This is a genomic window from Sporocytophaga myxococcoides DSM 11118 (assembly GCF_000426725.1).
In the GTDB taxonomy this organism is placed as follows: Bacteria; Bacteroidota; Bacteroidia; order Cytophagales; family Cytophagaceae; genus Sporocytophaga; species Sporocytophaga myxococcoides.
In genome coordinates, this window is the sequence record NZ_AUFX01000009.1 from 270,173 (window position 1) to 291,258 (window position 21,086).

17 protein-coding genes are annotated in these 21,086 nt (G+C 34.6%); 10 read left to right on the forward strand and 7 right to left on the reverse strand.

Annotation, left to right across the window (positions count from 1 at the left end):
• Window position 1: 1 nt before the first annotated feature.
• Window positions 2–1,900: a T9SS type B sorting domain-containing protein gene (locus K350_RS31100; RefSeq protein WP_156027013.1), complete on the reverse strand. Its 1,899-nt coding sequence runs from the start codon at window positions 1,898–1,900 to the stop codon at window positions 2–4.
• Between the two features lie 65 nt (window positions 1,901–1,965).
• Between K350_RS31100 and rlmD the strand changes: the two genes are divergently transcribed.
• Genes rlmD through K350_RS0111930 form a run of 3 tightly spaced genes read left to right on the forward strand, consistent with a single transcriptional unit; the run spans window position 1,966 to window position 4,891 of the window.
• Complete coding sequence (rlmD, locus tag K350_RS0111920; RefSeq protein WP_028980108.1) at window positions 1,966–3,372, forward strand: 23S rRNA (uracil(1939)-C(5))-methyltransferase RlmD; 1,407 nt, start codon at window positions 1,966–1,968, stop codon at window positions 3,370–3,372.
• Window positions 3,373–3,377: 5 nt separating this feature from the next.
• Entirely contained in the window at window positions 3,378–3,746 is a 369-nt protein-coding gene (locus tag K350_RS0111925) for a hypothetical protein (RefSeq protein WP_028980109.1), read from the forward strand.
• The gene (locus tag K350_RS0111930) at window positions 3,746–4,891 is read left to right on the forward strand and encodes an acyltransferase family protein (RefSeq protein WP_028980110.1); all 1,146 of its coding nucleotides are present in this window, start codon (window positions 3,746–3,748) and stop codon (window positions 4,889–4,891) included. Before K350_RS0111925 ends, K350_RS0111930 begins: the two co-directional genes overlap by 1 nt.
• A gap of 209 nt (window positions 4,892–5,100) precedes the next feature.
• Here K350_RS0111930 and K350_RS0111935 read toward each other — a convergent pair whose 3' ends face one another.
• Both K350_RS0111935 and K350_RS0111940 read right to left on the reverse strand, forming a co-directional pair.
• Window positions 5,101–6,711 (reverse strand): lamin tail domain-containing protein, encoded by a 1,611-nt coding sequence (locus K350_RS0111935; RefSeq protein WP_028980111.1) that lies wholly within the window; start codon window positions 6,709–6,711, stop codon window positions 5,101–5,103.
• Window positions 6,712–6,738: 27 nt separating this feature from the next.
• A complete protein-coding gene (locus K350_RS0111940) occupies window positions 6,739–7,284 on the reverse strand; it encodes a hypothetical protein (protein WP_028980112.1) in 546 nt (181 codons plus the stop codon).
• 201 nt (window positions 7,285–7,485) lie between these two features.
• Between K350_RS0111940 and K350_RS0111945 the strand changes: the two genes are divergently transcribed.
• The 5 genes from K350_RS0111945 (at window position 7,486) to K350_RS0111965 (ending at window position 12,648) form a co-directional block, all read left to right on the forward strand.
• Window positions 7,486–8,442, forward strand: a complete 957-nt coding sequence (locus K350_RS0111945) for a hypothetical protein (protein WP_028980113.1) — start codon at window positions 7,486–7,488, stop codon at window positions 8,440–8,442.
• Window positions 8,443–8,762: 320 nt separating this feature from the next.
• Window positions 8,763–9,836, forward strand: a complete 1,074-nt coding sequence (locus tag K350_RS0111950) for an HlyD family secretion protein (RefSeq protein ID WP_028980114.1) — start codon at window positions 8,763–8,765, stop codon at window positions 9,834–9,836.
• The gene (locus tag K350_RS0111955) at window positions 9,833–10,615 is read left to right on the forward strand and encodes a polyphosphate polymerase domain-containing protein (RefSeq protein ID WP_028980115.1); all 783 of its coding nucleotides are present in this window, start codon (window positions 9,833–9,835) and stop codon (window positions 10,613–10,615) included. The genes K350_RS0111950 and K350_RS0111955 overlap by 4 nt, the downstream gene beginning before the upstream one ends.
• 5 nt (window positions 10,616–10,620) lie before the next feature.
• Window positions 10,621–11,295, forward strand: coding sequence for a DUF4956 domain-containing protein (locus K350_RS0111960; RefSeq protein WP_028980116.1), 675 nt, complete (start codon window positions 10,621–10,623; stop codon window positions 11,293–11,295).
• Window positions 11,296–11,298: 3 nt separating this feature from the next.
• The gene (locus K350_RS0111965; RefSeq protein WP_081670979.1) at window positions 11,299–12,648 is read left to right on the forward strand and encodes a TolC family protein; all 1,350 of its coding nucleotides are present in this window, start codon (window positions 11,299–11,301) and stop codon (window positions 12,646–12,648) included.
• Between the two features lie 13 nt (window positions 12,649–12,661).
• Here K350_RS0111965 and K350_RS0111970 read toward each other — a convergent pair whose 3' ends face one another.
• A complete protein-coding gene (locus K350_RS0111970; protein WP_162144163.1) occupies window positions 12,662–13,861 on the reverse strand; it encodes a glycosyltransferase family 4 protein in 1,200 nt (399 codons plus the stop codon).
• A 188-nt stretch (window positions 13,862–14,049) separates the two neighbouring features.
• Between K350_RS0111970 and K350_RS32345 the strand changes: the two genes are divergently transcribed.
• Window positions 14,050–14,187 carry a hypothetical protein gene (locus tag K350_RS32345; protein WP_156027014.1) on the forward strand — a complete coding sequence of 46 codons (138 nt, stop codon included), beginning with the start codon at window positions 14,050–14,052 and terminating at the stop codon, window positions 14,185–14,187.
• 181 nt (window positions 14,188–14,368) lie between these two features.
• On the opposite strand, the gene K350_RS31105 is transcribed toward K350_RS32345, so the two are convergent.
• From K350_RS31105 to K350_RS0111990, 3 genes are all read right to left on the reverse strand, one after another.
• Complete coding sequence (locus K350_RS31105; RefSeq protein ID WP_028980120.1) at window positions 14,369–15,022, reverse strand: class I SAM-dependent methyltransferase; 654 nt, start codon at window positions 15,020–15,022, stop codon at window positions 14,369–14,371.
• A 355-nt stretch (window positions 15,023–15,377) separates the two neighbouring features.
• Window positions 15,378–17,690 carry a histidine kinase gene (locus K350_RS0111985; RefSeq protein WP_028980121.1) on the reverse strand — a complete coding sequence of 771 codons (2,313 nt, stop codon included), beginning with the start codon at window positions 17,688–17,690 and terminating at the stop codon, window positions 15,378–15,380.
• A complete protein-coding gene (locus K350_RS0111990) occupies window positions 17,690–18,427 on the reverse strand; it encodes a LytR/AlgR family response regulator transcription factor (RefSeq protein WP_028980122.1) in 738 nt (245 codons plus the stop codon). The genes K350_RS0111985 and K350_RS0111990 overlap by 1 nt, the downstream gene beginning before the upstream one ends.
• Window positions 18,428–18,548: 121 nt before the next feature.
• Between K350_RS0111990 and K350_RS0111995 the strand changes: the two genes are divergently transcribed.
• Window positions 18,549–21,053 carry a TonB-dependent receptor plug domain-containing protein gene (locus K350_RS0111995; protein WP_028980123.1) on the forward strand — a complete coding sequence of 835 codons (2,505 nt, stop codon included), beginning with the start codon at window positions 18,549–18,551 and terminating at the stop codon, window positions 21,051–21,053.
• Window positions 21,054–21,086: the final 33 nt, after the last annotated feature.

The following is a 21,086-nucleotide window of genomic DNA, read 5'->3' on the forward strand; positions in this document are numbered from 1 at the left end:
ATCATCGCATTACTTCCAGCCAGCCCTTTATTTTCTTTTTATTAAGATCAACAATATAATAGTAAATTCCATCGGGGTATCCCACTGGGTTCCATGAAAAACCAGGGTCTTCAGATTTGAATACCCTGCTTCCCCACCTGTTAAAAATTTCTATTCCGTTAAAGTGATATTCACAGTTGCCTCCATATAAGTTTTCTACTATGAAAGTATCATTTTTATTATCACCGTTTGGTGTTATCAAATTCGTTGGCTCTGCATTATCTACAGTTGTTTCACTATCCTTTACTCTTAAAGTCAATGTATCATATACCTGATGGGAATGCACGCAACTACTGTCCTTTAACTTAAAAACAACATTAAACACACCCGGATTAAGTTCTCCGCAGTCCGGCATCCACAAGAGCGGATTGGCAATAGAATCCTTGCCATTTGTATTGGTGAAAAATATTCCCTTTTCCTCCAAGTCAAAGTCAAGACCTGTGGCTGATAAATACATATAATCTGCAGAATCCAGCCCTATTGCATTTATCTTATTGACAGATCCAGGGAAGACATCTATCGACTTACCTCCTGGATCAAATTGTAAAACAGGGGCCGGGTTCTCAGGAGGCGGAATGATTAAAACTTTTATATTAAGCGTATCTGTTCGAGGATGGGGACATCCATCGTCGCTTACTATAATATCCAGATCAAATAACTTTTCTTCCTCAATAAGTAATTTATCACATGGATTAAATACAAACTGGGCACGGACAGTGTCATTTACTCCAGGAGTTAATTGTTGAGGCCCGGGAGGTGTAAAGATATTAGTCGGAAGATTTGTAACGATCTTGGATATATGAATATTAGCCGGACGTTTCAAAATTGTTGTACTTGAGTCAGATAATAAAAGCTCAAAGGCCTTTATTTCATTCAATTTCACTACAAAAGTATCTCCTTTAAACTCAGTATCCGGCCCTTCAGGCTTTTCAATATCTACCTTTGGACCAAGGTTTAGAGGGCAAGTCTTTACCAGGAATTGATAATCACGTCTCACCTGCCCTATCTTTCTATTGTTCCTGTACTCATCAACTATCATAGAAACAACAAACAAAGTATTATCGCCTTCACTAGGATTCACCGATAAAACGCCATTGCGTGGGTTTACTTTTAGTGCAGGATTTCCATGAATCATATTTGAAGCACTATATCCTGATCTCCAGCTTATAGGATCATAAGGTGCAGGTTTAGGATCAGGCAATGCTTCTCCGTAAATACTCGCATGACCGTTTAAAGGCGTTACCAGAGTGTACACTAATGAATCACCATCAGGATCATAACCACCGAAGTTATATGTATTCATTTGGTTTCTGCAAAAGTAATCCGCTACTATATCTTCAAAAACAGGTGAAGAATTTACAAAGGGTCTCCCAGCTCTTTTTACTGCGGGAAACTCAAGATAAAAAACCTGACCAGCTTTATCAGGTTCCTGAATGTTTTGAATCACACCATTCCTACAACACCTTTCCCAGACAATATAATACCCTCCGGGGTCATCATAAATTTCAGGATCAAGAAAGATATTGGCTTTGTATTTAAGATTTAAAGTCTCCTGAACTCCTCGCTCCAGAAAGTCACATTCTTCAGTTGCATATTTAACCGTTTCATAATCAATATTCCTAACCAGTTCCTGCGAACCTATCAATGCATTATCTGATTTCCGGAAAATATTTGTTTTGATGGTAATATCAGCTTCCAATAACCCCGCTGCTGCATGGAGCTTATCGAAATAAAGTCTCATACTAAGTGTATAAGTATATCCCCGATAGTGGCGTAATTGGAATTCGCCTCCTACGATGTGGCTGGCGAAAAGTCTGGAACTGAGGAGGAGAATAAAAAATAGAAAATAGATCTTTTTCATACTCAAAATTAATATTTCTCGTCTAAAGACAAAGGATAATTCATTATTGTTTAATTTTGGATACCATGAGTAAAAAAGATAAACAATTTCGCTTTGAAAAAGTAACAATTGGCGAAATGGCAGCCGAGGGAAAATGCGTGGCACGAGTAAATGACAAGGTGATTTTCACCGAGTTTCTGGCACCTGGCGATGTAGCCGATCTGAGAATTTATAAAACAAAAAAAAGATTTGCATTCGCTAAGGCGGAACATATCTACGAATTTTCTTCTTCCCGAACCACTCCGGTTTGTGAGCATTTCGGTACGTGCGGAGGATGTAAATGGCAACATATCACCTATGAAAATCAAGCTCTTTATAAAGAAAAACAAGTAAAAGATAATCTTGAAAGAATAGGTAAAATAAACGTTGAAGAATATCTGCCTATTGTGCAGGCAAAATCAATTTATAATTACAGAAACAAACTTGAATTTTCCTTTTCCGATAAAAGGTGGCTTACCAATGAGGAAATTTCAACTGAAGACACCCTTAGTGACATGAATGGGCTTGGTTTTCACGTGCCTGAAAGATTCGATAAAGTTCTGGATATAAAAAAGTGTCATCTTCAGCAGGACCCTTCAAATGCTATCAGACTTGAAGTCAGGAAATTTGCAGTAGAACATGAGATCCCTTTTTACAATTTGAGGGAACATTTCGGAGTACTGAGAAATCTGATTATCCGAAATTCTAGTCTGGGAGAACTTATGGTTATCCTTCAGGTGAAGGAATTTACGAATAAAGTAGAATCACTTCTTGAACATCTAAAACTTCAATTCCCTGAAATAACCAGCTTGCAATATGTGGTAAATCAGAAGTCCAATGACACTTTCCATGATCTTGATATTCACCTGTTCCATGGCAAGCCATATATTACCGAACAAATGGAAAATCTGAATTTCAGGATAAGTCCTAAATCCTTTTATCAGACCAATTCGATTCAGGCATATGAGCTATATAAAGTAACCAGAGACTTTGCTGGACTTACAGGAAAGGAAAATGTATATGACTTATATACAGGTACAGGTACTATAGCGAATTTTGTCGCTGGCAGAGCAAAAAAGGTAACTGGTATTGAATATGTGCCAATGGCAATAGAAGATGCAAAGATAAATTCTTCAATCAATAATATTTCCAATACTTCATTTTATGCAGGTGACGTGAAAGATATTCTTACTGCGTCTTTCCTTGAAAAAGAAGGGGCTCCGGATGTTATCATCACAGATCCTCCAAGGGCAGGTATGCATGAACATGTGGTCCAGAAAATGCTTGAATTGGCTCCGCAAAGAATTGTCTATGTTAGCTGCAACCCAGCTACACAAGCGAGAGACCTTGCTTTACTAAATGAAAAATATGCAGTGAAAAAGGTAAGGCCTGTGGATATGTTTCCTCAAACCCATCATGTGGAGAATGTTGCATTATTGGAAAAAATTAACTGATCATCATGAATAACGATCCGGAACTAAGCGGTAGATATTTAGGTACAATTTCAAGAGACTTTGTACTTGTAGCAGACACTATTAAAGAAGCTTCTTATCAGGTAAGAGTCAGAAACATTTCCAAATATCCCATCTTTCCAATTTCAAAGACGGATATCGCTATTGGTAAATTACTTATTGGCAGAAAAGAGTTGGCTTTGGAATGGAATTACTACATTTCATTTCTTGATGAATTTATCCAAAGAACACTTGTCTCAGAAGACATGCTTCCTGAATTTGAAGCTGCATATAAAAATCCCGATGAATATTGTTGCTTGTTTGTAATAGATGAGGAATTTACAAATTTTGTTTTTATTCCTTATCCTGAAGACTGATGCTTATTTCCCTTACAAATAAAAGTGATACATCAAGAGTCTATGGACTTGATATTCTCAGGGCAATAGCCATCATATTTGTATTGGAAGAACATGGCAATGATTTCCTTTATGAGGCTTTTTCAATAAAAGCACCGCATCTTGACGGAGTCAAGTTGTTTTTTGTATTAAGTGGATTTCTGATAGGTCAGATACTAATCAAAACATTACATACAGGCCTTTCAATGAAAGACCTGTATGCTTTCTGGGTCAGAAGGTGGTTCAGAACTTTACCGAATTATTATCTCGTTTTAATTATTCTTGTCGGATTCAACATACTTATTCCTGAATTCAAAGGAACATACGCATCCTTCTTTTTCTTTTGCCAGAATCTTTTTTACCCTCAACAACGCTTTTTTCTTGAATCATGGAGCCTTGCAGTTGAAGAGTGGTTTTACATTTTATTTCCTATTACTTTATATCTTCTTAATAAAGCCTTTCCGTCAAGACACAAAATTAGTTTGCTTGCATCAATTGGAGTATTCATTATAGGGGCTGTCTTAGTAAGAGTATACAAAGAAAGCTACTTGGATATTCAAATGTTCAAAGACTGGGATGTGGAGTTTAGAAAAGTTGTTTTTACAAGGCTTGACAATATAGTATTTGGTGTACTGGGAGCATTTATCAGTACCTATTACCATTCAATGTGGGTTAAATATAAAATAATCTTGCTGATATCAGGGATTCTTTTCCTTCTTGGGGACAGGATATACTTTTTATTCATCACAAATAACATCATATCATTCGGTTGGTACTCCAACATTATATCGTTTACAATGGGCTCACTGGCTACTCTTGCCTTATTACCATTTTTATCAGAATTAAAGACCGGCAAAGGGTTATTATTCAGACTTCTGACTTACACCAGCATTATCTCCTACTCTCTTTACATGGTCAATTTGTCTATTGTAAGATTCAGAGTTATCCCCTATTCTAATGAGTGGTTGATAAAGTTCGGATTGAGCTCGTATATAACATATATAGATGTAGCATTGTACTGGATTTATACTATTACTCTTTCATTGCTTTTATATCATTTCTTTGAAAGACCTATGACAAGCCTAAGAGATAAGTTATATATAAAAAAATCTCAACCAAGTGTATAATCAGTAAGAACCGTTTGAGTCTTTCCTCCCTGAAGAAATTTAATTTTTAATATATCTAATTAAAGGAATTAATATGGATAGACTCAACAATCAATATTAAACTCTGATTAAAAAATTCAATACAACTAAAAATAAGTGCAAGGCCTATTAAATAAAAAAATCGGATAGAGTAATAATCTATCCGATTTCATTTTTCCTGATATAAAATTTTATTCTACAACAACCTTGGCAGAAGAAATTAAGTCCTTGTCCAAATGTATCAAACGTACATAGTATATACCTTTCTTCTGACCTGATATATTTATTTCTTCATTAGCAGAAACATTTTCCTTCCAATAAATTACTTGTCCTAAGGTATTTAACACCTCCATTGATATTCTCGTTTCAGATTCTAAATCAAGCTTAAAAACCCCAGCTGAGGGATTCGGATAAACTCTAATTTTCTGTTGAGATGGCTTTTGATTAAACAAAGATAAAACACAGCCTTCTTCAGCTGTTCCTGGTGTTGCATATACAGGAAGCTCTAAATAATCTCTAACATAAACATCCGAATAAGACCAATTAGCTCCCATGTTATTATCTTTATCTGCGTCACAGAATTTTAAAGAAGGACCGGTTCCATCTGCCTGCACAGGCCAAGGAAAGCTAAATGAATATTCCACCTGATCAACAACCATATCTGCAGAGTTTCTTAATATAATTTTTTCACCACTATTATTAAGACTTCCTGTTGTCCACTGATAAGTATTAGATAAATTAAAAAAAGAATTGAAGTAAGTTTGATTTGCACAAATCACAATATATTGGTGAGGTCCTATCACTACAGAAGGAAATACAAAATCAATTCCATCCGAAAAGTAATAACCACCAATATTTATAGCTTCAGGACCATTATTATAAAGTTCTATAAACTCCAGAGTGTCTGTACCAGGGTTATTATACATAATTTCAGAAATAACCAGCGGAGCCTTAGTATTATTAAAAACAAAACTAAAGGATTGAGATATAAATTTATTCCCTATCTCATCAGAAATATTACTGATATTAATTGAATTCAAATTTCCAATTTCCAATGGTGCAGATAGTCCAAGTATTACTGTATCTCCAGAGCCCGAAAGAGTTGCGGATGTAATATTTAATCCTGAATAATTAGACAATACCTGTGCAGAAGAAGCATTCAAAGGCTCATTAAAAACTACTTTGATCGTATTATTCTGAGGCGCGTATATTCTATTTACAACAGGAGGATAAGTATCCCCTGGTTCATTACATATAGAATTTCCATCACCTGGAGAAGCGTAAATAAGAGAGCCATCATCAAAGATCCCTCCTATATCATTTGAAGCAGCCCAGTAATATCCAAAAGCATTATTGGAATTAACATTGCATAATACCAGTGAAGAACCCTCTCCATCTGCCCTGTCGTCCCAAGGCTCCTTATTATCATATTCAACAGAATCTGCAATGATGCCAGCAGGAGTCTTGATAACGATCTTTTCGCCACTATTACTTAAGCCACCACTATCCCACTGAAGAGGAGCTAAACCAAATGTCTGTTCAAAAAAAACTGCATACCTTGCTACAACAACATAATTACCTGGTTTAAGTGTATAGTCAGGAAACACATAATTAAATCCGCTGGTTACTTTATAACCTGACAAATTCAATGATTGATTGCCCTTATTATATAATTCAATAAACTCCAGAGTATCATTACCAGGTTGATTATAGAGTATTTCTGTTATTACAAGATCAGACTGAGCGAATGCATTTACTGCAAACAACAAACAATAAATTTTAAATATTACTATCTTCTTCATATTAATACATTAATGGCTATTATCACATTAAAATGATATACCTAACTTTATTACTATTAAATTTTTATATGGAGATTCATCACGATGTGTCAGGTCTACAAGACCTAACAAATAACTGTCAACTTTTGATGTTATCGGCTGCTTATACCCTAAGCCCGAGAAGAAGTTTGTAATATAAACTCTACGGTATTCAAAGTTAAGATCATTCCTATATGGGACATTACAATAAAGATACTCCAAATGCAGAAAGAAATTTTTCAAGAAATAAACTCTTGTAAAGATATTGGTTCCAAATGCACTGTTATTTTCAGAATCATCATTTCTGAAGTAATAAAGATAGTTAAGGCCAACTCCTGCGTCAACCCTGTTATTTAGGCTATAAAAAATCACAGGAGCTACATCAATATGCTTCAATTGAAGATGATAATTAAATCCAAACTTTATATGCCCTCTCTGTCCTTTATTAAAAGAGGCAGCTGAATCATTCTGCCCAATAGCACTCTCTATAAATGAAATAGAAAGCAACAAAATCACAAGAATATTTTTCAGATTATTAGTCAGACGATAAGCCATATTTTAAATAGGGAAATTAAATCCTTAATACAAATTACCTGTATTGATTGTTAAGTTTAAGTTAAGCTTATGACAAATATTTGTTATTAAAATGAAGCTTCAATTTAAAAAAATAAGCTATATTTAAAAAATAATTATAAATCACCTAAGATTTATTACATTTTTATTATTTCACTATTTATAGAGATAAAAAAAATAATTATGAATTACCGCATTACTTCTCTTTATACGCTAGTAATATTCTTACTTCTCACCAATTGCAATTCGAAAAAAGGATGTACAGACCCCCACTCTACAAGCTTTGATACAGAGGCAAAGATAGATGACGGTAGTTGCTCTTATCCATCTACAGCAGGTAATATTTCAACTGTAAGAAAGTTAAAAAAAGATTTTGAGGAATTGTCTGGACTTAAATATGTTGATAAAAGATTATGGACAATAATTGACCCTGCTGGAGAAGACATGATCTATAGTATAAACCTTGTCACAGGAGAACCAAAAGAGACTATCAAAGTGCCTGGTATCAGCAGTATCAACTTTGAAGCGATTACTTCAAGTGATACGGATTTTTTTATTGGAGACATAGGAAACAATAAAGGCAACAGAAAAGATCTTGTTATTTATAAAGTTCCGATTCCTTCACCTATTACTATAGAAAATACATCTACAGCTGAAGAAATTAAATTTCACTATCCTGAGCAAAAAGATTTTAGGAGTAATACTTCTACAGATTTTGATGCTGAAGCGATATTTTACAAAAACGGATACATTTATCTTTTTACCAAAAATAATACAAATACAAAGACTAGTTTATACGAGATTCCTGCGACTCCTGGAAATCATGCAGCCCGCTTAAAAGGAATATTTGATGTACAGGGAAAAATAACGGATGCCGACATTAATCCAGATGGAACTAAAGTAGTTCTGATTGGCCATAATAAAGACACAGAGCAAGTCTTCTGCTGGTTGTTAAAAGATTATAAAGGCACTGATTTCTTCACTGGAACCAAAACCTTATTACAAATAGGAGAATTAGATGAGATCGGACAAGCAGAAGGGGTAACATTCTATAACGACAAAAATGTCTTTATCTCAAACGAAAAAAATAATGGTGTGCCTGCCAACGTATATTTATTGGACATAAGTAAAATTCAATAAATAAGCAGTTCCAATCAAAAAAATTATCAAGCCATTTTCTAGAGGTTATTTATTGCCTAATAAGTTCTTATAAATAATTATATAACAGAAAAAAAAATTATGAGGCATGCTTCCCATTGGAAGTACTTATCACCAATGAGCTTCAGAAACATTTTATAGTAACCACCTTAACATCATACCTTATTATAATCAATTAAGAGAATAAAAAAATGATAAAATAAGATCATGAAGCAGCGTTCTGTTACAAAATAAAGTCTTTACGTCAAATTTAAATATAATGGTGATTTAACCATTTATTCTTTTACATATTAGTACCGTCAATGAAAAAGAAGTTTTTATATTTTGGGATTGGTATAACACTCCTCATCGGAGTTATTTATTGTCCTATAAAATTTACATATATAGTATATTCTACAGGTAAAGTATTTCCTACACATGAGTGGATATTAGGCAGGACATACGATGGAAGGATAACAGAAACAATTAAAAACAATCAGCTAGGCCTCATCAGTTCCTATGCAGGAAAAGAGTTTCAGAGAGGAGATGTATTTGATTTTTACATTAATCCGGAAATCAACGACAAGCAATTTGTTGAAAGAGGAGAAACCATAGGTGTTCTCAACTCAACAGAATTAATGCGTCAGATCAATCAGCTAAAAGGAGAAAGAGAAGTAGAAAAAGCTTTATTAAAAGTGTATTCTACTGGTCAGAAAATCCAGACTATCAAAGAAGCAGAAACAAATTTAACTTTAGCTAAAGAGAGATATTCCATTCAGGACAAACTCATATCAAGACAAACTGATCTATACAAAGATTCACTGATTTCTCCCCAGCAGTACGACATTGCGAAGAATGACTATGAATTAAGTAAAATTAATCTGGCACTCGCTGAAGCTCAGATAAAAACTTTATCCACTGGAGAGAAGCCTGAACAGATAAAGTTCATCATAGAAAAGATTGAAAATCTTTCGGGACAGATCGCAAGTCTTGAATCAAGAAAAGACGCCTTACATATTAAAGCTCCATTCTCCGGTCTCATCCAAAGAAAGAAAGGAGGACAATCAACGGTAGAGGTTCTTGCAAATATTGTCGATACATCCTCCTATATTATAGTTACTCCAATAAAAATCAAAGAGTTTAAAAATCTATCCAAAGGTCAAAAATGTAAACTCAATTTATTTAATACGGACTGTGAAATGGAAGCCACAATCTGTCATATAGATAATGCAATACAAATCATAGGTGGTAAACAAGCTATCTATGTTACCGCAAAAATTGACAAAAAATGTCCGGGAGTATACCCTGGGATATTTGCCCAGACCAACATAGAATGTGGCGAACACACAATAATTGAATATTCTAAACTATTATTCCAAAGCTTGTTCTACAGATGATGCTCCGTTATGAAAGGAAGTACTTTGTCCCTAATGATCGGTTAGATGAATTAAGGGCAAGGTTAATGCCATTTGTTAATCCGGATGTTCATACTAAGGTAGGAGAATCCGGGCTTAGCCAATATACAGTTCGAAGTATTTATTATGATACTCCATTCATGGAATATTATTATGAAAAAAAAGAAGGACTTGAATTCAGAAATAAGTTCAGAATAAGAGGCTATGACAATCAAAAAGAAGACAGCATTGTTTTTCTTGAAATAAAAAGAAAGCTTAGCAACAGAATAGGAAAGCATAGAGCAACCCTCAAATTCAGTGATCTTAAATCTCTTCTGACCACCGGCAATACAAGAGATTATATAAATGGACCGAAGCTTCCTAAAGCTTTGAAAGACGCGGATAAATTTCTATTTTATTATTACTCTAAATCATTAAAACCAGTAAACCTTGTGGTATATGACAGAGAGGCCTTTCATGGGAAGTTTGACGATGAGGTTAGAATTACTTTTGATAAAAACGTACGAACTTCAATTTATCCAACCATAGACGAATTATATTCAGAAGAAAGACTTAAGCTGATCACTCCAGGCTTCTTCGTGCTTGAAATAAAGTATTATAATATTATGCCTACATGGGCCAGATCTATTGTAGAAGAGTTTTCTCTGCAACTTGAAGCAATATCAAAATATTCTTCAGGTCTGGACATTCATCATACAACATATGGCAGGATGAGGTTTTCGCCAATATCACTATCAAGAAATCCATTTTATAGATTATAAAAATTATGAATGAAGAATTACAGGATATTTTTTTCTATGCTTTAACGATAAAAGATGTAATAGGGAGATTATTAGTTGCGCTGTTTTGTGGCATAATGATCTCATTATTTTACAGGATAACCTATAAGGGTTATAGTTATTCATCAACATTTGTCAACTCCATTATATTACTTACCATGATTACAACTATTGTAATTATGGTTATCGGCAATAACCTTGCAGCAGCTTTTGGTCTCGTAGGCGCTATGTCTATAATTCGTTTCAGAACAGCTATCAAAGACACTATAGATATCATGTTTATATTTTTCTCGCTGGCAATAGGACTTGCGTGTGGAGTAGATTTTGTCTCTGTAGCTATTATAGGAACGATGGTAATCGGATCCATTTATTTCCTTATTGTAAAATTCAACTTATCTGCTCCAAGAAAAAAAGATTTCTTATTACAACTTATAACAGTCGGACAAGAAAGCGATGGTAAGGAGTTAAATAAAATCATTTCAAAATATTGCAGAAAACATAAGGTTGTAAATGTAAAAGGATTGGGAGAAGATCGTTCTAACATGCTTGAAGTTTCCTATTACATTAAGTTAAAAGATGAAAACAGCGGACAAAATTTCATAAAAGAAATTAAGGCTGTAGACGAAGTTAAACATGCCAATTTATTTTTCGACGAGGAATAGCAGATGAATAGGAGAAAAAACGTTCGGATACAATTATATATTTATATATGTCTTTTATATTTCATATCCGTATTGCCTACCAATGCTCAAGATAGAAACCAGACATGGACATTAGATCAATGTATTGAATATGCTTTAAAACACAACTTTACAATACAGCAAACGAATCTTCAGAGCGATAAAGCTGCTATCAACTTAAAATCTGCCAAAAACAACTATCTCCCAGAAATAGTAGGAAAAGGTAGAAATATATATAACTGGGGATTATTTGTTGATCCCGCGACCAATTTACTTACAACCCAAAGCAGTGAAATATATACAGGATCTGTTGAAGGAGAGCTAACGCTTTTTAACGGAGGTTATAATTATTACACATTAAAACAAAACAGAGATCTGTTGAATGCCACAATCTCTGACAATAAAAAAGTAAGTAATGATATAACGCTCTCCATCATTGGAGCATTTTATCAGGTCTTGTTTGCACAGGAACAGATAAAAATAACCAATACCCAAAAAGATCAATCCCGAATTCAATATGAATTGATAAAGGGTATGGTTGACAAAGGTGTACTCTCAAAAATTAATCATCAGGAAATTGAATCTGAAGTAGCACAAAGAGATGCAGCAATAACTATTGCTAACAGCAACATGCAACGTAGCCAGCTTGCTTTAAAGCAGCTTCTGGCTTATACTGATGGCAATCTTGATCTGGCAAATGAAGATAAAAACTCAATACCAGATTCCTTGCAAATTGAACCATACGAGGAAATTAAAGAAAAAGCATGCATCTTTTTACCTGAAATAAAAAGTGCACAATACAGACTGAATGCTCTTCAATATAGAAGCCAGGCAACTAACTCTCTTCGACTATTTAACTTCTCAGTATCAGGGGGAGTTATCACAAGAAGCTCAAATCTTGTTCAACTTGAGCAGAAGAAGCAATTCAAGCAAAACCTTACTGAATATGTTTCATTCAATCTTGCAGTACCTATATTCAGCAAATTTTTAAAGGTTAATGCATTATCACTATCTAAAATAGATATTGATATACAAAAAAAAGAACTCGACAAAGTTAACTTAGAAGTAGAACAAAAAATTCAGGCAGCTTACCTTGATCTTGTGACAGCACATAATAACTTCAAGGCTTTGGACAAAAAAACAAAAGCATTTCAAGCCCAGTATAATTATGCTTCAAAATCTTATTCATCAGGTATCATAAATTATATAGAGTATTATTATGCTGCGAATATGCTTGTTACTTCTCAACTAGAGCAATTGATTGCCGAATATGATTTTTATCTTAAAAGAAAAACTTTAGAATTTTATGAAGGCAAAGGTTATTGTCAGCGATAATAAAATTGGAAAATCAAATAACCTGAAGTAATTCCACTTTTGATTCCTCTGCTGCCCTTTTATACATAGCCATATACTGTTCTCCTATAAGATTCCAGTCATATTCCTTCAGAAGCTTTTCAGCAGCTTTTTGTGCATGTATCTGCACAGACTCTTTGCGCTCCATTAATTCTTCAATTTTGAGTGCAAGATCATCACTATTTCGAGATTGAAAAAACAAGCAATGCTCCTGCTCTTTAAACATTTCTGTCACACAGGGAAGATCAGAAGAAATGAGCGGTATACCTGCAGCAACAGGCTCAAGGACAGAATATGGTAAATACTCCAATTCACTGGGCATTACAAAGGCATTACAAATTTTAAACAATGTATTTCTTTGAACATCATTTACCCAGTCCAGCACAACTATATTACTTCCAAGTTTTTTAGTTTTATCATCTATTTTTTTTAGATAACTATCCCATTTCAATTCCCAGCTTACATTCCTTCTTCCCGCTAGAATAAACTTAACATTTCTTCCTTTCTTCATCAGTATCTTTGCGGCATCAAGAAAGTATTCTATCCCCTTTCCCTGAGCCCATCTAGACATGCACAGCACAACAAGCTCAGCTCCTCTTACCTTTGCTTTTATTTTCTTTTTAAATACTGCATCTTCTTTTTCATAATCATCAAAACGAACACCATTAGGTATAAAGCTTACAGCTTTATCATAAAAAACATTTCCATAAGCTATGCTAAGATTAATGTAAGATGAATAATTCAGGACATGAATCGTTTGTGCCTTTTCCAGCAACATTTCTTCGCAATTGATTGAAGAAACTGGATTCAGTCTTATACCCTTTTCAAATTTAGCAATGCCGTGTACACTGTATACTATTTTCTGTTCCGGCAATTCCTGAACAACCCGTGAAATAATTTTATCAATAATCCAGTGTGAATTAAAAACATGTATCAGATCATACTTTTCGGATTTTATTAATTTCACACAGTTTGACACATATTGAGCAGGATAAGTAGCAATAAGCTTAGAAGCATTATTAGCATTACATCTGTAATGCTTTGCAGAAACCGATAAATATTTCGGGCTATAGCCAAGATGAAAGACATCCAAATCCAAGGTTTTCCGAAGTTCAGAAGTAAGACCATTTACCACTCTCCCTACTCCTCCCAAAACATGTTCACCGAATTCCAAGGTTACAAATAAAATTTTCATAGATACAATTATTAGGGATTCAAAGAAAATTAATGTTCCTTTTCCATGCAGAGTATACATAAAAGTAAACTCTAAGTATATATTATGTTAATGTTGTATGGAACAAATAATCGAGAAGGACTTGAATCCTTTCTGATTATATAAGAACAGTTTAAACTTGCGGTATTAACGATTTAAAAATTCTAGGAATGAGCTTGATCAGAGTGGATACTCAAAATATGATATGCGGTATTTCAGGTGCTTCCACTCTGATAGCTCAAACACTACTTCCTCACACTAAACTAAAGATTGTTTTGGGAACAGCATCCAACTTTCTTGGATATTGAGGTCACTTCCCTATTCTTATTATTTGAATTATTTTTCATGACAATTTCAAGCCCTTTTTCCGTGAGGCCTTCCATAGCCATTCTATTTTGTTTTATCAGATACAGTCTATTCACTATTATTAATCCTGCCACGAAAGAAATTGGAGATTCTGCTGAATCAATGAAAAGAAAGTATAAAAAACTACTCATCTTTTTGACCAATGAGATCAGCCATCACCTGAAATTTGTTATAAGACTTCATTGTATAGAATTCTTTAAAGTGAATCCAATCTCTGTTATCCCATCCTACCCTCTGAAATACACCTAAGTTTTCATCTTCAACTCTAATGTATTTAAAGTCTGTCCTGTTCTTTTTAACAAAGCTTTCTACCATACAGGTGCTTCTCATCCAGGTGTCATGAAAGACTATGAAGCCTCCCATATCCAGCAAACGATCTGCATAAAAAAAATCAACAAAGATGCCATCAAATCTATGATCGCCATCAATAAAGATTAAATCAAAAGTCCTTTGTTCATTCAACAACTGGGGCAATACTATATGGGAGAAGTTACGATGCAGTTCAAGGTTATGTCCCAATCCCAGCTTTTCTATATTTTTAACACCGATATTTTGAAATCTTTCCTGATAAGGATCAATGGCTATGTGGCGACTTTGTGATGCCGACATGATGTATGACCCCGACTTTCCATAAGCAAAACCTACTTCAAGAGTTCTCTTTAGGCCATTTTCCTTTACGAGTCTGTACAAGACTTCTCCTTGACTATCTGCAACTGATGTAACCTCATCTTCCTTAGGTATATCAATTGTATTTTTTATCAGGTTGAAAGCATCCATAAATTATATTTTTTATCAAGGTCTTTTAAAGTTTCAGCGACAAGGCTTCATCTTATTCGTTACATTCTTCCACATACCCTTAACCTTTACAATAAGTCTGAATTCATGTATACTTATGCATTCAAAAATTATTATCAGAAGACTTCAGGAAGGATGTTTATCAAATATCGTCAGAAATTTCAGTTCAGGGAGAGATAACTATTGAACGGTAAGTTTTAAATGATGATCGGTCAGATTGCGTTTACAAATGGTCGTTTTACCGGCTAAAAATATCGACAAATCACCTTTTTACACAAACAAAGGTGTTTAAACATCAATTTGAAAGACTCAAAAAAGTAATTCATTAAAAATAAAATTATACATATTCAACCAGCTGAAGTTTGAGTATAACTGTAGTACCTGATGGATTTCCATCCAAGGTAAATTCATCTCTTATACCAACCTCCATATTGGAATTATCCTTTGCATTAAGGAGTTCCAATCTGTCGCGGGTGAGGTTCATGGCCACGGACTTATAATCTTTACTTCTGCTTTCATTAATTACTTTAGAAGCCTCTCTGCCAATACCATTGTCATAGATATAACAGTTTAGAAAACCTTCTGATGGGAAAATCGAAATTTTTAATAATCCTCCGCTGGCCTTATGCCTCAGGCCATGCATGATAGAATTTTCAACATAAGGCTGGATGAGCATTGGAGGAATTGCAATCATATCAGATTCTATATCTTTCACTTCAATCTGATAAGTAAAAGAATTGCCCAGTCGCATCTGCTCAAGTTCGATATAGCTCTTTAACGCTTCCAGTTCGCTATGAAGACTTACCATTTCTTTTGATGTATTCTCCAGAATACTTCTCATCAATCTGGCATAACATGCAAGAAATCTATTTGCCTTATCGCTATTATTTGAATTTATAAACCCTTGGATAGAATTAAGAGAATTGAAAAGAAAATGAGGGTTCATCTGTGATCGCAGAAGACGTTGTTGTATTTCGAGATTAGCAAATTTCAATTGACTTTCTCTCGCATTCTTTCTCTGACTGTAATAACCGAATGCAAGAAAAATTAAGGCCAGGCCACCTGAAAAGCCAAAGATAATCCATAAACGTTCTTGAGCCGATTTATTTAATTCTGTTCTTTGTTTTTCAATATCCAACTCATTCTGCAGGTTTTCTTTAGCAAGCTTATTGAGCTTTACTGCTGTCTTCTGCGTGAGCAGATCCTGCTCTGACCTGCTCTTCTGAAGCTCTGATATCTCATGCGCTTTTCTTTCATTCTCCAACTCTTTCTGAGTCAATAACCACATTCTGCTAAGCCTATCTTTATTGAGCATCTCATTATTAAGAGCCATTTTCTGAAGACTATTTTGCTGAGCCAGCAGCACAATATCCTTCTCTCTTTGTTCTGATAATAGCTTATATTGTTTTAAAACAAGATTGTCGATTTCCTTATTGAGCAACAATTGCTGAATCTTTGACTCTTTAGTACTTATCAGAGAGTCCACTTCCGCCTGCCTGTTCTGAAAAAGAGTAGAGATAAGGCTTAAACTATCATTGAGTTTTTTATACTGATCATAATAATACTTCTGTTCTTTTGTTTTCCCTTTCTGTTCCATGATCTTGGATCTTATGTAATAGCATTGGGCGAGAAGAGATAAATTATTACTGTTTTTAATCAGATCAATAGCTATACGATTATTATCTGAAGCTTCACTATACTTTTTAAACTCAAGCAAAGTTGCTGCTAGATAGTTACGCACTGTAGCCTCTTTTTCTTTATTTCTATCCAGACTCACAACTTTCAATGCTTCATTCAATGCCATCAATGAAGAATCCAGATCCTTTCTTATATTATAGATTGCACCAATGTTAATTAATGTTATATAAAGGGAATCAGTATCTCCGGTTTCAATACTTGTATTCTTCGATTTTTTAAAATATACCAAAGCCTTTTCATTATCGGATTTGAAATTATAAAGGTATCCGATATTATTAAGAATAGTAGCCTTAGTATGCTGATCCACACTGTTAGTTACAAGGTCAAATTGTTTAAACTCCATTGAAAGTGCGTTATCATAGTCATGACGTTTTAAAAATATGTCACTTTTTTTCTTGTAAATCCTTTGAAGAAATACAACATCTTTGAAAGAACTTAAAGCAATTGCTTTGTCATATTCTACTAATGCAAGATCAGCCTGGTTGAGGTGAGAATAAATATCTCCTTCAGCTTCTTTGATATCTTTTTTAAATTCGGCATCAATAGATGTACTATCCGCCAGCTTGTAGTACTCAAGACCTTTTTTATAACCTCCCCAATCATGATATAGATCTCCCAGTGTCTTTAAAACTTCTGACTTCTTACCAACATTTTTATCAAAAATTTTCAGAGAAGTAAAAAGGTATTCCAAAGCTACAAGGTAACTGCCGTTTTTCTGAAATACTTTTCCAATAATAAAACTACTTTCTCCTTTTAATACAGTATCTTCTTTAGCTATAGCGTTATCATATACTATCCTTGCTTTATCCAAAGCCTGAGCAAATTTCCTTAGCTGCAAATCCTTTTGAGCATCTAGAAGCAATTGTTTTTCAAATACATTTTGAGCCAATGCCAGATTAGCTGTTAAAGCAAAGCAAAACACCCAAAACCAATTGAAGAAATAGGAGTTCATTAATTATTGAATAAGTATTTTAAGAATACATCTTTCCGCCGTCTTGAAACCTCTACCCTGGCTCCATCTTTCATAATCACCTGACTATCTTTGGGAAGGTATCTTTCCACAAATTCAAGATTAATCAAATGAGATTTATGAATCCTGAGAAACTTAGAGCCTGACAGTAATTCGTCAAATTCTTTGAGTGTTTTAGATACTAGCTGAGGCTGGTGGTTCTTAAGATAAAAAATTGTATAATTCCCATTTGCTTCACACCTGATTATTTCATTTACTTCTGCAACAAAAAATTCATCTTTGGATGGAAGCACAATTTTCTCATTTCCATTTTTGTTCTTTTGAAGAATTTTAATTTTGTTGGCCATTGCTTCGTTAGATACCTTAACAGCCTTATCTACAGCCTGAACAAGCAAATCAGGATCAACAGGTTTTAAAAGGTAGTCCAAAGCGCAAAAACGGAAAGCTTTTATAGCATAATGATCAAATGCGGTTACAAAAATTACCTGAAAAGTTGGCTCATCCGGCAGTTGCTGAAGTATATCGAAACCAACCCCATCTTTCATCTCTACATCCAGAAAAACCAGGTCAGGATTATTTTTTTCAATAGCCTGAAGCCCGGAAACTACCCCATGAGCAAAATCAACTACGTTAATATCAGGACAATACCTATTCAACAACCCTCTTAATGCTTCAACACTGGTAAGTTCATCATCTATTATTATAGCTGACTTATTCATATTATTCGCTTATATTTATAATTTGTAAGAAAGAAGTAAGAAACATATCCAAGATAACATTTTTTTTACATCTTTATATTACCGTCTTCATATAGTATTTCCCAACAGCATAGTCACTACCATGCCATTAAAATGTATTATTCTAAGTTTGTCTCTACTGGCCAGCTATACTCTGATAGCCCAGGATATAAGCTTTGAGAAGAAGGTAATTTCAATTGAAGAGCTCATAGACTCCACAGTATCAATAGGTTCATTCCTGGACCTTGATATCAGGCATTCTCCGGTAAGTATTTCAGTTATTACTGCAGATCAGATTCAAAACTCAGGAGCAAGGCATCTTTCTGAACTACTAGAAATATATGTACCTGGTTTTCAATACATGTACAATAAATGGAATGGTATCATTTGGGGAATGCGGGGAGTAGCTGCAGACAGGAATACAAAATTTATTTTTCTGGTCAATGGCCATAAAATGAATACTGAATCCAGAGATGGGGCATTTTCAGAACTTAACCTTGGTTTTTTATCAGACCTCGAAAAAGTTGAAGTATTAAGAGGTCCTTCCGGACTTGTTTATGGTTCCGGCTCTATAGGTGGCGTTATCAACCTTGTAACTAAAAGATATATACAAGATAGAAAATTACTGGAAGCAAATATAGAGACCTGGAGCCTCAGAACCGGTGGAACCACCGACAACTTTACGGTTTCAGAAAGGCTACAAAATGGTGGTACGATACAACTTTATGGTGGAATAAAATGGTCTCAAGGAAGCGGCATGGAAACTCCACATATTTATGGAAGACCTTCCTGGCCATCACCACAAACAAGAGATGATCATCCGACTACCGGCATACCAGCTACTGGTAGCAGTTGGGACACTCCAGGTAACTTTATTTTCTCAACAGATTATCAGATTAAAAACTGGAGAGCCTATGCACGTGTAACACATCAGGTGACCAATGCAGCTGGAATGTTTGTAATGGACCCCTGGCCTGAAATAGCAGGAGTGCCTGATTCCACGGCTAGCCCAAGAATAGTTGATGGCAAGCTCGTGAGACCGGTTGGCTTCTGGGGGCAGACAGAGGGGAATGGCAATAACAGACGGCAATATAAACTAAGCAATATCACCATACAGATAAACAGAGATTTCAAATTAAATAAAAATCCAATCAAGCTGAATTGTGGTGTAGATCTGGTCTCCAGCAAAATCACTGTACAAAATCTCCCTGCATATAACAATGTTACAAACGAAGAAATTAAAGAAATTGAAACGTTCGGAGAAAGAAGATTTAATCTAACAGGCACATACATCATAAATAGGAGATCTTTTCAAATAGCGACTGGTATCGATAGTAGATTATTTATTTTCGGAAAAGATCTTGCCGGCAAAAACTCTCAGCAAGAAAAAGCAAACCACCCTATTATTGCAAATGTAATGTACTTCAATCAGGCGATTTTCTCTGAAGGTGTATTTTTTCCTGATCCTAAAATAATGCTGGACATGGGTATCAGATATGATATTCATACACGTACCATAAACATAGGCGGGTTCATCAACTCAAGACTTGGAATGGTTTATACCATTAATCAGAACAGCAATATCAGACTTACCTATCAATCATCAGGAAACAATGGAAGCGCCGACAATTACGAACCCAACAGAAATATCTTCGATGATCAGGGAGTACCGTATCAGGTACCGCATTATGAAGTGCCAACTGTAAAGCCGAATGAAAACTCCACTCCTATAGAACCTGTAAGCAATAAAGAACTCAGAGCTCTGAAACCAGAGAAAGCTTATTCATGGGAACTATCAAGTCTCTATGAAAAAAAGAATTTAAGAGTGCATGCTTCTTTATCATACAATACCATCAAAGACCTATTTGCATGGAACCAGGCATCTTTCAGAGTAATCAACATTGGGAAATATCATTTTGTAAACGGTGAAATAGAATTACAATATAACATCGGAAAACTCTCTATAGGCCTCAACCACGTCATAACAAGGCTGGTCAATACAGATGTGCTTAAAGAAGGAAAACAAATGGATAAACTGGTATTTAAGGATAATGACTACAACACAAAAGTTATTGACGGGCAAACCTATTATTATCCTGTCGTATTAAAAAATTCACAAGGCAATGATTCCACTACTAAATTCACTATCAACCCCGTATCAGATGGTATTTCAGTCGATGGTAAGAATTTTCTTAATCTTGCATCCAATGTATCAAAAGCTTACATGGATTTTTCTTTCAACAGATGGTTTTCTGTTCACTCGGACTGGCGCTTATTTTGGGGTCTCAAAGGAAGAAGCGACCTTATTAACTATACACCGGGAGAAACAGGTGTATTGCAAGACTACTCAAAATACTATCAATACAATAGTACCTATCCGTACCTTAATATAGACAGAAGAATGATTGTAAAATGGAACATGGGCTTTAAATTAGCTTTGAAAAATTCAATGTTTCAGCTTTTCATCTATGACATCCTATCACCCCAATCATCATCTAATAATATAAATTCTATCAGATGGCAACAAATGTCTGATTCAAAAGTACAGACTGACCTTTATAGTTATGATTTCAGGTCATATGCATTAAAAGTTACTTTCTTTTTCTAGAAAAACTATATGAACCTTTTTAGTACTATACTA

Coding starts and splice junctions, on each gene's coding strand:
- K350_RS31100 (WP_156027013.1), bottom strand. CDS start 1,900: ATGAAAAAGATCTATTTTCTATTTTTTATTCTCCTCCTCAGTTCCAGA.
- rlmD (WP_028980108.1), top strand. CDS start 1,966: ATGAGTAAAAAAGATAAACAATTTCGCTTTGAAAAAGTAACAATTGGC.
- K350_RS0111925 (WP_028980109.1), top strand. CDS start 3,378: ATGAATAACGATCCGGAACTAAGCGGTAGATATTTAGGTACAATTTCA.
- K350_RS0111930 (WP_028980110.1), top strand. CDS start 3,746: ATGCTTATTTCCCTTACAAATAAAAGTGATACATCAAGAGTCTATGGA.
- K350_RS0111935 (WP_028980111.1), bottom strand. CDS start 6,711: ATGAAGAAGATAGTAATATTTAAAATTTATTGTTTGTTGTTTGCAGTA.
- K350_RS0111940 (WP_028980112.1), bottom strand. CDS start 7,284: ATGGCTTATCGTCTGACTAATAATCTGAAAAATATTCTTGTGATTTTG.
- K350_RS0111945 (WP_028980113.1), top strand. CDS start 7,486: ATGAATTACCGCATTACTTCTCTTTATACGCTAGTAATATTCTTACTT.
- K350_RS0111950 (WP_028980114.1), top strand. CDS start 8,763: ATGAAAAAGAAGTTTTTATATTTTGGGATTGGTATAACACTCCTCATC.
- K350_RS0111955 (WP_028980115.1), top strand. CDS start 9,833: ATGATGCTCCGTTATGAAAGGAAGTACTTTGTCCCTAATGATCGGTTA.
- K350_RS0111960 (WP_028980116.1), top strand. CDS start 10,621: ATGAATGAAGAATTACAGGATATTTTTTTCTATGCTTTAACGATAAAA.
- K350_RS0111965 (WP_081670979.1), top strand. CDS start 11,299: ATGAATAGGAGAAAAAACGTTCGGATACAATTATATATTTATATATGT.
- K350_RS0111970 (WP_162144163.1), bottom strand. CDS start 13,861: ATGAAAATTTTATTTGTAACCTTGGAATTCGGTGAACATGTTTTGGGA.
- K350_RS32345 (WP_156027014.1), top strand. CDS start 14,050: ATGAGCTTGATCAGAGTGGATACTCAAAATATGATATGCGGTATTTCA.
- K350_RS31105 (WP_028980120.1), bottom strand. CDS start 15,022: ATGGATGCTTTCAACCTGATAAAAAATACAATTGATATACCTAAGGAA.
- K350_RS0111985 (WP_028980121.1), bottom strand. CDS start 17,690: ATGAACTCCTATTTCTTCAATTGGTTTTGGGTGTTTTGCTTTGCTTTA.
- K350_RS0111990 (WP_028980122.1), bottom strand. CDS start 18,427: ATGAATAAGTCAGCTATAATAATAGATGATGAACTTACCAGTGTTGAA.
- K350_RS0111995 (WP_028980123.1), top strand. CDS start 18,549: ATGCCATTAAAATGTATTATTCTAAGTTTGTCTCTACTGGCCAGCTAT.